Origin of the sequence: Bradyrhizobium sp. Bra64, assembly GCF_024519875.1 — a bacterium.
Classification (GTDB): Bacteria; Pseudomonadota; Alphaproteobacteria; order Rhizobiales; family Xanthobacteraceae; genus Bradyrhizobium; species Bradyrhizobium japonicum_G.
Genome location: NZ_JALJRD010000007.1, coordinates 181,535 through 197,484, shown reverse-complemented (window position 1 = coordinate 197,484; position 15,950 = coordinate 181,535). Strand labels below are relative to the sequence as shown.

General features: G+C 61.4%; 15 protein-coding genes and 1 pseudogene. 9 read left to right on the top strand and 7 right to left on the bottom strand.

Annotated features, from left to right (window positions below; all coding sequences use genetic code 11):
• Positions 1-178: 178 nt before the first annotated feature.
• The 7 genes from rsmI to NR187_RS21570 all read left to right on the top strand — a co-directional run bounded on the left by rsmI (position 179) and on the right by NR187_RS21570 (position 7,374).
• Positions 179-1,129, top strand: a complete 951-nt coding sequence (gene rsmI, locus NR187_RS21600) for a 16S rRNA (cytidine(1402)-2'-O)-methyltransferase (protein WP_256807535.1) — start codon at positions 179-181, stop codon at positions 1,127-1,129.
• The gene (locus NR187_RS21595; RefSeq protein WP_256807534.1) at positions 1,116-1,517 is read left to right on the top strand and encodes a YraN family protein; all 402 of its coding nucleotides are present in this window, start codon (positions 1,116-1,118) and stop codon (positions 1,515-1,517) included. Before rsmI ends, NR187_RS21595 begins: the two co-directional genes overlap by 14 nt.
• A 10-nt stretch (positions 1,518-1,527) precedes the next feature.
• Positions 1,528-2,472, top strand: coding sequence for a glutathione synthase (gshB, locus tag NR187_RS21590; RefSeq protein ID WP_211383797.1), 945 nt, complete (start codon positions 1,528-1,530; stop codon positions 2,470-2,472).
• 463 nt (positions 2,473-2,935) lie between these two features.
• Complete coding sequence (cpaB, locus tag NR187_RS21585) at positions 2,936-3,751, top strand: Flp pilus assembly protein CpaB (protein ID WP_256807532.1); 816 nt, start codon at positions 2,936-2,938, stop codon at positions 3,749-3,751.
• A gap of 14 nt (positions 3,752-3,765) precedes the next feature.
• Positions 3,766-5,283 (top strand): type II and III secretion system protein family protein, encoded by a 1,518-nt coding sequence (locus NR187_RS21580; protein WP_211383795.1) that lies wholly within the window; start codon positions 3,766-3,768, stop codon positions 5,281-5,283.
• Between the two features lie 70 nt (positions 5,284-5,353).
• On the top strand, positions 5,354-6,088 hold the full coding sequence (locus NR187_RS21575) for a CpaD family pilus assembly protein (RefSeq protein ID WP_211383794.1): 735 nt from the start codon (positions 5,354-5,356) through the stop codon (positions 6,086-6,088).
• A complete protein-coding gene (locus tag NR187_RS21570) occupies positions 6,085-7,374 on the top strand; it encodes an AAA family ATPase (RefSeq protein WP_211383793.1) in 1,290 nt (429 codons plus the stop codon). Before NR187_RS21575 ends, NR187_RS21570 begins: the two co-directional genes overlap by 4 nt.
• A gap of 18 nt (positions 7,375-7,392) precedes the next feature.
• On the opposite strand, the gene NR187_RS21565 is transcribed toward NR187_RS21570, so the two are convergent.
• Together NR187_RS21565 and NR187_RS21560 are read right to left on the bottom strand one after the other, a co-directional pair.
• Entirely contained in the window at positions 7,393-8,178 is a 786-nt protein-coding gene (locus tag NR187_RS21565) for a tetratricopeptide repeat protein (RefSeq protein ID WP_211383792.1), read from the bottom strand.
• A gap of 79 nt (positions 8,179-8,257) precedes the next feature.
• Positions 8,258-8,503 carry a PilZ domain-containing protein gene (locus NR187_RS21560; RefSeq protein WP_027534981.1) on the bottom strand — a complete coding sequence of 82 codons (246 nt, stop codon included), beginning with the start codon at positions 8,501-8,503 and terminating at the stop codon, positions 8,258-8,260.
• 226 nt (positions 8,504-8,729) lie between these two features.
• On the opposite strand from NR187_RS21560, the pseudogene NR187_RS21555 reads away from it, so the two are divergent.
• A pseudogene (locus NR187_RS21555) lies at positions 8,730-9,371 on the top strand (magnesium chelatase domain-containing protein); the annotation flags it as partial.
• A gap of 279 nt (positions 9,372-9,650) precedes the next feature.
• Positions 9,651-12,443 (top strand): DNA polymerase, encoded by a 2,793-nt coding sequence (locus tag NR187_RS21550; RefSeq protein ID WP_256807520.1) that lies wholly within the window; start codon positions 9,651-9,653, stop codon positions 12,441-12,443.
• 76 nt (positions 12,444-12,519) lie between these two features.
• Here NR187_RS21550 and NR187_RS21545 read toward each other — a convergent pair whose 3' ends face one another.
• The 5 genes from NR187_RS21545 to NR187_RS21530 form a co-directional block, all read right to left on the bottom strand.
• Positions 12,520-12,927: a hypothetical protein gene (locus NR187_RS21545; RefSeq protein ID WP_256807518.1), complete on the bottom strand. Its 408-nt coding sequence runs from the start codon at positions 12,925-12,927 to the stop codon at positions 12,520-12,522.
• Positions 12,928-13,004: 77 nt separating this feature from the next.
• Positions 13,005-13,649 (bottom strand): hypothetical protein, encoded by a 645-nt coding sequence (locus NR187_RS21540; RefSeq protein ID WP_256807516.1) that lies wholly within the window; start codon positions 13,647-13,649, stop codon positions 13,005-13,007.
• A gap of 619 nt (positions 13,650-14,268) precedes the next feature.
• Positions 14,269-14,457: a hypothetical protein gene (locus NR187_RS34900; RefSeq protein WP_306235674.1), complete on the bottom strand. Its 189-nt coding sequence runs from the start codon at positions 14,455-14,457 to the stop codon at positions 14,269-14,271.
• Positions 14,458-14,720: 263 nt separating this feature from the next.
• The gene (locus NR187_RS21535) at positions 14,721-15,194 is read right to left on the bottom strand and encodes a hypothetical protein (protein WP_256807513.1); all 474 of its coding nucleotides are present in this window, start codon (positions 15,192-15,194) and stop codon (positions 14,721-14,723) included.
• Positions 15,194-15,583: a hypothetical protein gene (locus NR187_RS21530; RefSeq protein ID WP_256807511.1), complete on the bottom strand. Its 390-nt coding sequence runs from the start codon at positions 15,581-15,583 to the stop codon at positions 15,194-15,196. Before NR187_RS21530 ends, NR187_RS21535 begins: the two co-directional genes overlap by 1 nt.
• Between the last annotated feature and the right edge of the window lie 367 nt (positions 15,584-15,950).

The window sequence follows — 15,950 nt, the reverse complement described above, 5'->3', positions numbered from 1 at the left end:
CATCAAGGCGGCGTTTCCGCCGCGAATATGGCGCTGACGCTTCATTCCCTCTGGAATGTGATGCCGAATGGATCACATTCCAGTCCTTCCTCAGTCCTTGCCTCGCCCTGGCCTCGCCGCGATCTTTTTCGGAGGACCGGTTCCCAGCCTCGGGGATCATGCCTAAGTTCGTTTCATTATGCGCGCAAAGCCGGCCCCGATAAATACACCTGAGTCTACGGACGCCGCCTCGCGCGGTTTCTCCATCGACGCCCATCGGCTTGCCGCCCCGAAGGCCGCGCCGGGCCTGCACCTGGTCGCGACCCCCATCGGCAATCTCGGCGACATCACGCTGCGCGCGCTTCAGACCCTCGCTGGCGTCGACGTCATCGCCTGCGAGGACACCCGCATCACCCGGCGCCTGACCGAGCGCTACGCCATCACGGCGCAGCTCAAGCAGTATCACGAGCACAACGCGGAAGCGGCCCGTCCAAAGATCCTGGAGGCGCTTGCGGCAGGCGGTTCCGTCGCGCTGGTGTCGGACGCCGGCACCCCGCTGATCTCCGATCCCGGCTTCAAGCTGGTGCGCGAGGTCTGCGCCGCCGGCCATGCGGTCTACGCGCTGCCCGGCCCGTCCTCGGTGCTGGCGGCGCTCTCGGTCGCAGCGCTGCCGACCGACCGCTTCTTTTTCGAAGGCTTTTTGCCGGCGAAATCGGCCGCGCGGCGATCGCGCCTGACGGAGCTCGCCCGCATCGATGCGACGCTGGTGATGTTCGAATCCGGAAACCGCGTGCAGGACACGCTCGCCGAGCTCGCCGGGATCATGGGCAGCCGCGAGGCCGCGATCTGCCGTGAGCTGACGAAACTGCACGAGCAGATTTCGCGCGCGACGCTGCATGATCTTGCACGCGACGCCGACACGCTGGAGACGCGCGGGGAATTCGTTCTGGTGATCGCCCCGCCTGCGGCGGATTCCGAGATGCTGACATCGGACGCGCTGGACGATGTCCTGCGCGAGCAGCTGGCCGCGCACAGCGTCAAGGACACCGTGGCCCATGCGGTCGCGCTGTCGGGCCGGCCGCGCCGCGAGGTCTATGCCCGCGCGCTCGAGCTCGCCAAAGACCTGCGGGGCGGCGATGGCGAAGACTGAGGGTGCGAAGGAACCGAAAGTCGCCTCGCCCGAGCGCGTCGCCGCGTTCCGCACCGGCATTTCCGCGGAGAGCCGCGCCGCCGCCTATCTCATGGCCAAGGGCTATCGCATCCTCGCCAAGCGCTACCGCACGCCGCATGGCGAGATCGACATCGTGGCCCGCCGCCGCAACCTGATCGCCTTCGTCGAGGTCAAGGCGCGCGCGACGCTGGACGACGCCGCCTTCGCGGTGACCCCGCGCCAGCAGCAGCGCATCATCGACGCCGCGCAAGGCTGGCTCGCAGCGCATCCCGAGCATGCCGAATTCGAACTGCGATTCGACGCCATGCTGATTGCGCCGCGGTCACTTCCACGCCATGTGTTGGCGGCATTCGACGCCTCGACCTGAAAGGCAGACCATGAAACTGAACGTCGCCGTCCAGATGGACCCCATCGCCCGCATCAACATCAAGGGCGATTCCACCTTTGCGCTGCTCCTGGAGGCGCAGAAGCGGGGCCACGGCCTGTCCTATTACACGCCCGACAAGCTCTCGATGGTCGGCGAGGAGATCGTCGCTCCCGTTCAACTTCTGACCGTGCGCGACGAGCCCGGCGATCACTTCACGCTGGGCGAGCCAAAACGCGAGGCGCTCAACGGCTTTGACGTGGTGCTGCTGCGCCAGGATCCGCCGTTCGACCTCGCCTACATCACCTCGACGCATCTGCTCGAACGCATCCACCCGAAGACGCTGGTCGTCAACGACCCCGCCTCGGTGCGCAACGCGCCGGAAAAACTGTTCGTGATGAACTTTCCGCAGCTGATGCCGCCGACCCTGATCTCGCGCGATCTCGACGAGATCAACGCCTTTCGCGACAAGCACGGCGCCGTCGTGATGAAGCCGCTGCACGGCCATGGCGGCGCGGCGGTGTTCCGCGTGATGCCGCAGGACATGAATTTCGGCTCGCTGTTCGACATGTTCTCGGTGACGTTCAAGGAAGCCTGGGTGATCCAGCAGTTCATCCCCGAGGTGAAGCACGGCGACAAGCGCATCATCCTCGTCAACGGCGAATTCGCCGGCGCGGTCAACCGCGTGCCCGCTGCGGACGACCTCCGCTCCAACATGGTGCGCGGCGGCGCCGCGCAGGAAACCGAGCTCACGCCGCGCGAGCGCGAGATCTGCGCCACCGTCGGCCCGGCACTGCGCGAGCGCGGCCTGCTGTTCGTCGGCATCGATGTCATCAACGGCAACCTCACCGAGATCAACGTGACCTCGCCCACCGGCATCCGCGCCATCGCGCGGCTCGGCGGTCCTGACGTTGCGGCCAGGGTCTGGGACGTGATCGAGCAGAAGCGGGCGAAGTAGGCGCTCGCACGCGACCTCCCCAATCTCCTCCCGGCGAAGGCCGGGAGCCATAACGACTGGGCGTGGCTTGGCGAAGATTCGTCGTTGGTAAGTCTGCCTTCTACACTCGAAAGATCACGCGGTATGGGTCCTGGCCTTCGCCAGGACGACACTGATCACTCATGATGTGGCACGTTGCTTCCGCCCCACGGCCATAGCAGCGCGGCATCAGCCCGCGCGCATCACTAACCACCCATTCACCATGACACCCTGCGCCTCGTGCGAACGAACGAGCCGCCGCTCGTAAATATACGGGGCCACTGGCCGACCGGCTAACGCGGCATTCACCATCTGCCCAGAACCCGCATCGTGACGGGCGATCACATCCGGCCTCGCAACACCCCTTATACTTTTACTCCCTACTCATCGACGCGGGGGAACCCGCCACGTGCGGTTCGAGTGCCCCGCGTAAGAGTAGAAGCGTATGAACACCGCACGCATTGTCGTTCTCGTCATCGCACTCGGCGCCGGCGGCGTCGCTGCGTATCTGGCGAGCGGCTACGACAACAAGCCCGCGCCCGCCCTTCCCGTCGCCGAGAAGCTGCCGACGGTCGAGGTTCTCGTCGCGAAAAACGACATCCAGCTCGGCCAGGCCGTGAAGGCCGAGGATCTGCTCTGGCAGACCTGGCCGTCGACCACAGCGAGCAGCGCCTTCATCCGCCGCGACGCCAGGCCCGAGGCGCAGAGCCAGATCGCCGGCTCGATCGCACGCGTGCCGTTGATGCAGGGCGAGCCGATCCGGGAGCAGAAGCTGGTCAAGGCCGAAGGCTCCGGCTTCATGGCCGCGATCCTGCCGTCGGGCATGCGCGCCGTCTCCACCGAGATTTCAGCCGAGACCGGCGCCGGCGGCTTCATCCTGCCGAACGACCGCGTCGACATCGTCCTGACCCGCCGCCTGAAGAATCCCGACGGCGCCAACGGCCCGACGGCCGGCAATGACCTCATCCTGTCCGAGGCCATCCTGAGCAACATCCGCGTGCTCGCGATCGACCAGGCGCCGAAGGAGAAGGATGGCCAGAACGCCGTGCTCGGCAAGACCGTGACGCTCGAGCTCAAGCCGGACCAGGTCGCAACTCTCGCAGCCGCGCGCCAGGGCGGCACGCTCCAGCTCGCGCTGCGGAGCATCGTCGATGCCAACGCCGCCGACGGCATGCCCGAGGACCCGGCAACCAAGCGTTCCGGAGGGATCAACGTGATCCGCTACGGCGTCCAGACACGGCAACTGACGTCACAGAAGTGATGGGGATACCCAAGATGAGACATGGGGACTATCGGACGGCGCTGCGCATTCGGGGGAATGGCGCACGCACGTTCTGGGCGGGGGTGATGCTGACGCTGGGGCTGGTCGCAGTCCCGCACCTGGCGAACGCCGCGGATGCACCGGTCGGCGACCAGGCGCCGATGCAGGCGCCGGATCTCGAGGTGGCCTCGGTCGCGACCATCGCGCCGGCGAAGACGCGTTTCCTGTCGCTCGGCGTCGGCAAATCCATCGTCATCGACCTGCCGCGCGAGGTCAAGGACGTGCTGGTCGCCGATCCCAAGATCGCCAACGCGGTGATTCGTTCGGCGCAGCGCGCCTACATCATCGGCGGTCAGGTCGGCCAGACCAACGTCGTGTTCTTCGCCGCCGACGGCCAGCAGGTCGCCGCCTACGACATCGCGGTGAAGCGCGACCTCAACGGCATGCGAGCCGCGCTGCGCCAGTCGTTGCCGGGCGTGCAGATTGAAGGCGTGGGCGACAGCGTGATGCTGACCGGCTCGGTGTCGAGCCCGGTCGAGGCGCAGCAGGCGGGCGACGTCGCCGCAAAGCTCGTCGGCGGCTCCGAGAAAGTGGTCAACAACATCGTCGTGCGCGGCCGCGATCAGGTGATGCTCAAGGTCGTCGTCGGCGAGGTGCGCCGCGACATCGTCAAGCAGCTGGGCGTCGATCTCAGCGCCAGCCTGAATGCCGGCACCGCGGTCGTCAATTTCAACAATTCCAACCCGTTCTCGGTCTCCGGCGGCCCGCTCGTCAGCAGCAACGGGCTGGGCGTCGCCGGCCTCGCCAAGGGCGTTGCCACGGTCAGCGCCACGATGCGCGCGATGGAGAGCGCCGGCGTGATGCGAACGCTGGCCGAGCCGAGCCTGACGGCGATCTCCGGCGAGTCCGCCACCTTCATCGCCGGCGGCGAATTCCCGATCCCTGCGGGCTATTCCTGCGATCCGGTCACCCACGTCTGTACCACCCAGATCACCTACAAAAAGTTCGGCATCTCCCTGAGCTTCACGCCGGTCGTGTTGAGCGAGGGACGCATCAGCCTGCGCGTGATGACCGAAGTCTCGGAGCTGTCGAATCAGAACGCCATCTCCGTGACACAGGCGGTGTCCGCCAGCTCGACCAGCTCGATCACCATCCCTTCGATCCAGACCCGCCGCGCCGAGACCACGCTCGAGATTCCCTCGGGCGGCTCGATGGCGATGGCCGGCCTGATCCAGCAGCAGACCAAGCAGGCGATCAACGGCCTGCCCGGCGTCGATCAGGTGCCGATCCTCGGCGCGCTGTTCCGGAGCCAGGACTTCGTCAACAACGAGACCGAGTTGATGGTGATCGTGACGCCCTATGTGGTGCGCGCGGTCGCGCAGAAGGAATTGTCCCGGCCCGACGACGGCTTCGCGCCGGCCTCGGATGCACAGACGGCGCTGCTCGGCCGCATGAACCGCCTCTATGGCATCGCGCGCCGCGTCGATCCCATCGCCGGCACGCCCGGTGATTTCGGCTTCATCATCGACTGAGACGAGCGGACGGCTTCGGGGAATGGGGCAAAATGCGGGGCAAGAGACGGGGCAAGAGGGGGATGAGGCGATGACGAAGACCATGGCCGATCGACGTCGCAATCTGAGCATCGCGCTGGCACTGACGGGGCTCTCCGTCGTGCTCGGCGCCTGCAACACCACCGGCGAGATCGTCACCCAGACGGTGCCGACCGACTATCGCCAGCGCCACCCGATCGCGGTGCAGGAAGCCAAGAAGTCGATCGTGATCTTCGTCGGCAAGGCTCGCGGCGGCCTCTCGGCCGCGCAGCACTCGGACGTCGCCGGCATTGCCCGGGACTGGGTGCGCGAAGGCACCGGCTCGGTCGTGGTCGACGTGCCGGTCGACACCGCGAATTCGCGCGCGGCGGCTGCGACCTATCACGAAATCCGTTCCGTGCTCGCATCCGGCGGCGTGCCCTCGCGCGCCATCGTCCAGCACCCCTATCGGCCCGAGGATCCCGGACTGCTGCCCACCATTCGCCTGAGCTATTCCCGCATCGCCGCGGTCGCAGGCCCCTGCGGGCTATGGCCCGAAGACGTCGGCCCCTCCATCCTCGACCCCGGCTACAACGAGAACCGGCCGTATTTCAATCTGGGCTGCGCCAGCCAGCGCAATCTCGCGGCGATGATCGACAACCCCGCCGACCTCGAGCAGCCGCGGACCGAGACTCCGGCCTATACCGCACGTCGCGACATCGCCTTTGAACGCTATCGCAAGGGCACGCCGATCGCGACTCCCAACCCCGAGGCTGACAAGGCCAAACTCAGCGACACAGGCAGATGACAAGCGTCCACGACGAAGAGGCGGACGATCCGCAGCACCCCGAGGAACACATTGCGCCGGTTCCTCGCATTTCCGTACAGGCGTTTTGCGAAACCGAGCAGACGCTCGCCGCCGTGACCGCGGCCGGGCAGGATCGCCGTCTCGCCAAGGCGCATCTCACCGCCAAGGACGGTGGTCTCGCCGCGGCGATCGAAGTCTATGAAACGATGCCGACGCCGAATGTCATCGTGATCGAATCCGACGGCACGCGCGACATCCTCGAGGGACTCGACGATCTCGCCGGCGTCTGCGATCCCGGCACCCGCGTGGTCGTGATCGGCAATCCCAACGACACCGCGCCCTATCGCGAGCTGGTCCGCCGCGGCGTCAACGACTATGTTGTGGGCCCGGTCGAGACGCTCGACGTCGTCCGCTCGATCTGCAGCCTGTTCTCGGCGTCCGAAACCATCATCACCGGCCGCGTCATCGCGGTGGTCGGCGCCAAGGGCGGCGTCGGTGCGTCCACCGTCGCGCACAATGTGGCCTGGACCATCGCCCGTGACCTCGCGCTCGATTCCGTCGTGATCGATCTCGACCTCGCCTTCGGCACCGCGAGCCTCGACTACAACCAGGATCCGGTGCAGGGCATCGCCAACGCGGTCCTGTCGCAGGACCGGCCGGACACGGCGCTGATGGAGCGCCTGCTCGCCAAATGCACCGAGCGGCTCAGCCTCCTTGCTGCGCCCGCCACCCTTGACCGCGTCTACGATTTCGGCGCCGAGGCCTTCGACGCGGTGTTCGACACGCTGCGCATGACCACGCCCTGCATCGTGCTCGACGTTCCCCATCAGTGGTCGGGCTGGACCCGGCGCGCGCTGGTCAACGCGGACGACATCGTGATCGTGGCCGAGCCGGACCTCGCCAATTTGCGCAACACCAAGAACATGCTGAGCGTGCTGAAGGCGGCGCGGCCGAACGACCGGCCGCCGCTGTACTGCATCAACCAGGTCGGCATGCCCAAGCGGGCGGAGATCGAGGTCAAGGCATTCGCCAAGACCATGGAGAGCCAGCCGATCGCAGTGATCCCGTTCGATTCGAAACTGTTCTCGGCCGCGGCCAACAACGGCCAGATGATCGCGGAGGTCTCCAAGAGCCACCGCACCACGCTGCTGTTCCAGAACATGGCCAACCGCCTCGCCGGACGCGGCGAGGTGAAGAAGCCGAAGCGCTCGCTACTCGGGCCGCTCCTCAAGAGGCTGAAGGCCAGGTCGGGGCGCGCATCCGCCCCGCATCGCAAGGCGTCCTGACGTGCGCTGCGCGGCGGGCTACTTGTCCGCCCGCTGCTGCTTCTTCGCTACCAGCTGCCGCAGCGCCGCGACTTTTGCCGCGGCCTGATCCGGCGGCAGGTCGGCCTTTACGATGGCCTCGGCCTCGGCCTGCTTTCCTTCCAGTCCCAGCACGAGCGCGAAATTGGCGCGCACGCGGGAATCGGCGGGATTGCGCTCATGCGCGCGGCGCATGGTTTCCTCGGCCCGCGGCAGATTGTTCTGGAGCATGTAGGACAGTCCGAGATTGGACAGGACCTGCGGCTCGTCGGGCACGATCTTCAAGGCGGTCGCATAATATTGCTGCGCCTCGTCGTTGCGGCCGAGCTGATCGAGCGCCGCGCCTTGCGCCGAAAGGATGCGCCAGTCGGGATCCTCGGGCGTATGCGCGCGGCTCAGCACATCGAACGCCTGCTGGAAATTGCCGCTGTCGGCGAGCGCGCGGCCATAGCCGGCGAGCAGCGCCTTGTTGCTGGAATGGGCGAGCACGGCCTGCTCCAGCACCGCGACCGCCTGCGCACGCTGTCCGGTCGCGCGCAGGGCCTTGCCGTATTCGAGCGCGGTGTTGGGGTCGCCGGGCCTCGCGCGATAGCGCTCGCGCAATGCGTCCATGTCCGGCTTCATGTCCGGCCTGGCGTCGGCCCTGTCGGCCGTTTCCGACTTGCCGCCGAGCGCGCCGGTGATGTCCTCGATGCCAGTGGTCTGGCAACCGCCGAGGGCAAGGATCAGAAGCGCGGAAAACAGATATCTCGCCGTAGGACAGGCAACGGACAAACGCTTGGACATACTCTGATCACTCGGCGACTGATCAGAGATGCTTACCGATTAACGCTAAAGTCCGGTTAAGGCCGCGGCCTTTACGAGCCTAGTCGGTGAATTCGGCACCGAATTCGCAGCCGATGCGCCAGCGCAGGCGGCACTGGCGGGAATAGTCCGGCGCGAAGATGATGGTGAATTGCGGCGGCACTTCCAGAAACTCGGCCACCACTTTCACGCCACCATCCGAAATATCCGTGATCGTGCAGTCCCGCGGCAGCGAGCCCGCGCCAAAATGGATCTTGGCAAGCCGCGTACACACTCGTCGTTCGCTTCTCCGGCGATTTGCAAGCATTTGAATTGTTCACCCGTTAGACCACGGCCCATCCCGCACCCCAAGGAGTAGCGGACATTCGTTGGGATGTGCTGAGTGGGGTCGTTCGCATTCGAGACGTAGTGTCTCCACCGCGTTTACGATGGGTTAGGGCTTTAGGGCCTCCAAACCTGTTCCCGTATTGTTCTTGCGGACACTCCCGCGCTCTGCTACCCTCGATTGTGCAAGAGGGCAGGCTGGTTCGGGCATGGTTCAGCGGGTTTCCACCGTCGCTTTTGAGGGGATCGAGGCCCGTGCGGTCGACGTGCAGGTGCAGGTCGCACCGGGCTTGCCGGCCTTCGCCATCGTCGGCCTGCCGGACAAGGCGGTGTCCGAGGCCCGCGAGCGGGTCCGCTCGGCGCTGATCGCCTCGGGGCTGGCGCTGCCGGCCCGGCGGATCACCGTCAATCTGGCGCCGGCCGATCTGCCCAAGGAAGGCAGCCATTACGACCTGCCGATCGCGCTCGGGCTGATGGCGGCAATTGGCGCGATCCCGCCGGACGCGCTGACCGGCTTCACCGTTCTGGGCGAGCTCGGCCTCGACGGATCGATCGCGCCGGTGGCCGGCGTTCTTCCCGCCGCGATCGGCGCCAATGTGCGCGAGGAGGGGCTGATCTGCCCGGCATCCTGCGGCTCGGAAGCGGCGTGGGCGAGCCCGGACATCCAGATCGTCGCTGCAAGCTCACTCATCCAGATCGCCAACCATTTCAAGGGCACGCAAGTGCTGTCGCGGCCTGTTCCGAAGGTGCACGAAGCCGCGGCCTCGCCGCTCGACCTGCGCGACATCAAGGGCCAGGAGAGCGCCAAGCGCGCATTGGAGATCGCGGCCGCCGGCGGACATCATCTGCTTAAGTGATGGCCTTTTGACTTTGGATCAATTGGACAGCATATCTTGATATGGTGGTCAATTGCTACAAGGGCGCTCGGTTCGAACTTCGACCTCAGTAAATGTCCCGTATGGGAGAAGAGCTCGCCCTTTTACTGAAGGTTGTGGCTTCACACGGACCCGGACCTGAACCTCAGTAAATGTCTGCTATGGGAGAAGAGGTACGACATTTACTGAAGCTTAACCTCGTCACTCGGAATGCAAAAACGTAAGCCCAAAGACCTCAAATCGATACCAGGGTCCGTGACCCTCAATCTGACGCCGCCGGAAGTTTCTTCGGAGGCCTGCACGTTTTCCCTCGACGCAAGCAGGTTTAAGCCGAAGCCGGAGAAGAAAGTTTCGGGGGTGGCAGATTATGCGATCATTGGCTTCGATACCGAGTACGTAACGCCCGAATCGCCCTCAAGCCGCGACGACGTCCGTGAGGGTAGAGCGAAATACCGGGTCCTTTCGTATCAAGTCCACTGTCTCCTTCCGTCCGGAGACGCCTGGTCCGGAATCACCATCCCACCCGACGGGGAACGGATATCGATGGGGGAGCTGATTGTCTTCGCTCTCGGGTCTCGGCCAGCAGCAGCAGCGGGTACCAGTTTGCTGCCGCGCTCAATCTATCTCGTCGGCCACTACACGAAGGCAGACCTTCCAGCGTTCAGTGACTTTGACAGCATCAAAAAGATCGCCTCCGCAGTCCGCAGTTCATTCGTATCGACGGACGCCAGCTTTGATTTCGCCATCAGCACGGGCAGTGGCGATCTCGAACTCAGTGTTTTGTTGAGGGACACGTTTCTGCTCGCCCCTGCTGGCTCTCAATCGCTTGCTTCCCTCGGCGAAATCCTTGGTATCCCTAAGGTAGTGCTTAGAGACGATCCGGCCGAAGAGCACCGAATCAAAAGCCGCATGGATTTGTTGCGGTCTAACGAGTGGCCATTGTTTCGGCGGTACGCGATACAGGACGCGGTGATCTGTGCAGAATATGCGCAGCGCATTATCCGGCTGTGTGAACAGCACCTTGGAAAGACCCGGCTGCCAGTCACGCTAACGTCTATTGGCGTCGACCTGCTCATGAAGAAATGGAGCGACGACTCGCGCGACGCTGAGGCAATTCTTGGTCGAGAGACCGTGAAGGAGAAGCGGTGGAAGAAACGCCTCGGACGTTATCAATCTGAAAATCGGGAAGTCGCACAAGTTAATTACGCTCTGTATGAGACGCTTGCGACCGAGGCCTATCACGGTGGCAGGAATGAGCAGTACTGGTTTGGACCCGCCTTCGTCGACGACTGGACCGACTACGATCTTTCAAGTGCCTATGCGACCGGCATGGCGCTGATTGGCACGCCCGATTGGAGTAAATTCAAGCACACGCTTGCTGTTGATGATTTTGGTATCCGAACGCTTGGATATGCACTGGTTGACTTTGAATTTCCTGTTTCGGTGCGATTCCCTTCTCTACCGGTCCGCACTGATAATGGTCTCGTATTTCCAAGCAAGGGACAGTCGTTCTGCGCCGCACCTGAGATCGCCCTTGCGCGCTCGTTGGGCGCTGCGCTGAGCATCAAGCACGGCGTTGTTATTGAATCGGACCGCCGCGAGCCCGTCTTCGCAAGCTACATCACTCATTGCATTACCGAGCGGCGCAAACATCCGAAAAAGTCGCTCGATGACTTGTTCTGGAAGGAGCTTAGCAACTCGACGTATGGGAAGACCGCCCAGGGGCTTCGTGAGAAGCGTGTTTATGACAGTCGCGCTATGGATATGGCTCCCCTCCCGCCAAGCAAGATAACGAACCCGTACTTCGCTGCTTACATTACTTCGTTCGATCGTGCGGTTATTGGAGAAATCCTCAACGCGCTGCCAGACCGCGTCTGCGTTTTTAGCTGTACGACGGACGGCTTCCTGACTAACGCCACAAAGACCGATATCGATGCCGCTATCCGAGGTCCGGCCGCTAGTGCTTTCAACCAAACGCGTGAACTGCTTACCGGTGAGCCAACCGTGCTTGAGATCAAGCATCAAGTCCGTTGCCCCCTTGGATGGAGAACGCGTGGCCAAGCAACGTTGGTCGAGGGTTCGGTTGATCGCCCGACAAACCTTGTCCTGGCGAAAGGTGGCCTTCGGCTGGATGATAAATTTACCACGGACGAGCTACGCAATGCAGAGATTGTCCGAATGTTTTTCGATAGGCAGCCGGATGACAAGCTGACTTTCGAGAGTCTGACAGGCATCCGCGACATCATCGAATTTGACGCCGACCTGGTCCGTAAAGAAGTTACCCGTCGCGTCAACATGGAGTACGATTGGAAGCGAAGGCCGGACATCTTGTTCGACCATCATGAATACAAGCATTGCGCGTTTTCGACCAATCCGTGGGACACGGTCGACCAATTTGTTGCTGTCCGCGAGCTATTTGAGCGGTATCTCGACTCTGACCCGCACTGCATCAAATCCGTTGGAGACTTCGATTCTCTCTCTGTGTACGTCGATGCCAGTATGCAGCTTTCCGAGCAGGAGCGTAGCTACCTTCGCAAACGGTCCGGCGACTTGAAAAGATTGCGTATGATGCTGTGCTCTGGTTGGCACAGCCGGGCGTTCGGCCTTAGAGATAATCCGCACGTGCAAAGCGCACAGCAATTTGCTGACACCCTTACCGCTTGCGGGGTCAAGTGTAGCAGGGCGAACGTCGAGAACGGCAGCAAGCAACATTTTGCGTCGAATAGCGTACCTCCGACCGACGGCGTGCTGGCTGCAATCGGAAAATTGCAACAACTATTTCCTGACTTGTCGCCCGAGGCTCTTTGCACAACGCACATTGCTGTCGCGTCGATCAAGCCGCGGCGACGTCCTTATGCCACGCTTCGGGCTCGTGGAGACTCATATTACGAGGGTATAACGATCCCTGGCGTCGGTAGATTAGAGCCGACGCTACAGTCAAACGCCGAGATAAAGCGTATTTTTGAGCAATCGCGCGAGTTCACTGACCCGCCGCCACCCTCGCGGTGGTTGACCCGCGAGGAGTATTTTCCCGATGACAATGTCTAGGTGCACAAACAAATCAAAAAAAAGAGGTCGGCCAATTGGCCGACCTCGGTGTTGATCTTGCATTCCGTGAAGACGACTAATTCTCGTCGCTGCCGTTGTCTTCGAGCACCTCTTCACGTCCCCAAGTAGACCGGCTGCCCGGTGCCAATGAAGGCCGGTAAGGTCGAATTCTGACCGTTCCATTCCCGGCCCAGGAGAAATCGAGCCCATGGCTGTCCATCAATTCCAGCCACTTGCCCTCTCCATGAATGTCGAACTCGCATGTACCTCCGCCTTCGAACACAAGGACGTAGGTCTTCCCGCCTCCGCCAGGCCGATCTTCGATCGAGACCGCGGCAAGTTTGCCGTCGATCTCCAATTCATTGATCATGAAGTCGCAACGAAGTTGCAACTTGGTCGAAATCCCGACGTCTTTAAATTGATCGGGATCTGGGATGTCGGCACCTTCAATATCAAGTCTCACAACTGATTTTCCTTTCTTCACCGCCCCCACCATGAGAGCGATGTGAAAGAAGTGTCACCAGCGGCCATGTAGGTAAAACGCACGTTCTAACAGCACGACTAATCAACGTTTTTGGGCTTATCTCGTCTGCGTCTTGCAGATCCAGAAAGCCGAGCATGCCATTTGGGGCGCATCGCATTTAGCCACGTCTCGTATTTTGCTCGAAGTTTTGGTAGGGTATCTAGCTCTTTGCGCCGAGCTGGATAAACGAACTCATCTTCGATGTTCGTCAGCGCCTGCTCCAGTCGCCGGAGCAATGTTCTGCGCTCTCGCCGTTGGCCCGTGAAGGTTCCCGTTTTTAGATTGTACGTCTCTCGTTTGCGGAGGATTTCGCAGATCGCCTCCTTTGTAATCGGAGTACCCTTTCGCTCTGCGGTCTTATGAATTTGAAAGGCAGCCCTAACCAGCTGTTCGTCGTGCTTGGCGGTCCACACGACCGGGGCTCCCCTTCTCTCCTCGTAGATCACCTCCGCAATGTACGATAACAGCGCAACCCAGTGTCCAGCGTTGTCTGGGTCTAGTTTCGTGCGCTCGAAAAGTCTTCCAACTGGATCGCTCGGTTCAGCGAGGCTGTCTCGAACCCACTGGACGTACTCGTCTGGTATGTCGCCCTCCAGTTCTGCGATATCGTCTAATGTGCGATGAATCGCGATACGCGTTTGTTTTAGCGATATCCTCTGGCTCGACTTCGCTTTCGCCGGCATTGTTGTCCTGTTCCGTTTCCGTTGATAATGATCGCTGCGAAACGCTCTTACAACCAGCGGCAAGGGCCTCAGGCGTCCTTACCATTAACCAAATAATCCAGTCGCCTTAATCCAGGCCAATTGTCGTCTACGGCTTGGTGCCTCGGTGTGGGGCATCGCTGTGATTAAGGTCGTCGTACTTGGATTGGTTTGTGTGGGGGGCATCGGAGCTATCGCTGCCGCCACCTCGAAGTCCGCCCCGGTGCCAATATCTTCGGTAGTCTATCCCGCTGTAACCGGCACTAAGGCTGATCGGCTATCGCTGATCAGCATGCTGGACATCCAGCCGACGGTAGGCAAGGTCGCCTTCGCTTACACGCCACTTTCCGAGCCTCAATTACCAGCTCAGCCTCAGCCAAAGGAAGTAGCCAAGACTACGGCGCCCGAGTTTATTTCTCGCCACTGGCATGATCCTAATGACACCAGAGCCAGTGCAAAGAAGTTGAAGCCCGTGTCATCAAGAATGGCCTCCCGTAACGGCACCTCTACCAAGCTTGCCGAGTCACAACACTGTCGAACAGATGGCCTTGGCTCTTTGATGCGCAAACTCAGCTTACAGCCGGCGTGCGGTCGTTAACACTTATCGTTGGTGTCCCAGACCAATGCCGAGCTTCAATGCTTTCTGCCTCAAAGAACCTTCGCTACGTTTCATCCGCTTCGATATCTTAGCGACCGGCGTTCGCGACTTCGAATGAGCTTTGAGCAATTTGATGTCGGCTGCTGAGTAAGGCTTTCGTACCAGCTTTACGCTTTTCGACTTCTTAGCCAATTACTGCCTCCCATAAGAATATGAAGGCGCTTCATTAGCAGCGGCCAGCTATAGTTCAATCTTTAAAGCTCGCGACGCTCGATGAAATTCAATTGACCTGGCTTACCGATCAGGCTGTTTCTGCAACGGTGCCTTCGTACTCTGCTACTCTTCCATCGGAGTACAGTTAGCTATTCCGTTGGAGTACAGTTGGCTATTAAAGCGCCCCCTCACGGAGACGCCCTTTGCACTTCGATGAACGATCGGTTGCCTGAGAGGAGACTTCACTCAGCAAACAGTTGGCAATTGGCCCAATCTATGGAATCGAACAGCGACCGCTTTTGACGACGCTTGAGTAGATAATCTGTCCAGCCTTCGTCCGGCTGGTCCTGGATATCAACTTGCCGATACCCGAAATCTGTCTTCGCCCATTCCTCACGCACCACGGACTCGAACCGGCCAAAGCAGCAATGATAAGGGCGATCGATGATGCAGTGATAATGCAGCCGATCGTCAGCGCTCATTTCGAGGACCACGATCATGAGCAGATGCTTGCCGTGACGCTTGGCTGCGCTGCCCAGTAACGAATGCTCAAGCCTGTTACGGAAGTGCCTGAAATTTTCGGAAGCAACGATGTCATCGGCCGAACGTGCGCCGTTCCGCTTCTTCATCGTAAGCGTCACTGCGGCGGGCGCGACAAACGGCATCGTGTTTATTAGTCGATCCAATTGCTCTCGACATGCCTGCTCGGGTGGCATCATCGGTATCGAATTGGCTGCCAACGACGGGCCCTGCGAAGTCTGCACAGTGTGCGAAGAAGGAAGTGGCGGGCCTTGTCACTCAGGATCAGGACCGCACTGGTTGGGCCGGTCAGCAACATTTTCTGCTCGCCGATCGAAGTGAGGCCAGCAAGTCTGATCTGATACTTACCCTTCGTGCGACGCGCGTAGAGCGACTTGCGGAGGTCCATCAGCTCGGCGAAATTGGCCGGTTCGTTCTGCTTCAGCCATTCGAGCACGTCTGTTGGCATGCCATTCTGGAAGCGGTCGCGATATCGCTGCTTAGGCTTCGGTGATGGCTCGGTCGATGATGATGGGGATGAATTGAGGGTTGGCTCTGGCTCCCAGAGCGGCGGCGCTTCGGCCATAGGGGTCTCCATTGGGTTTGGGATCGTGAACCGCACATGCTGTCTGCGGCTCCAATGGAGGTATTTAGAATTCGGTGGGTCACCTTCGCTGCGCTTGGGAGCGATATTTTCTCCCGGCTAATCGTCTCGAAAGAATTGGCTCCTCGTTCCAGCTGTCATCCATGTCACGGCCGGGAATTTTTGATATACCGAAATTTTCGCTTGCTCCGTCGGGCAAAACAGTGGTTCATAGGGTGCTGGTAGCCGCTATAGGGAGCCAGCACCGTGACCGACGACACGTCTTCAGAACTTTCGAAGATCGCCAAGCTCAACGGTGATTTCAGAAGGAACTACGGAACGCTTCTCGGGGCGTTCTTGTATCTGCGTT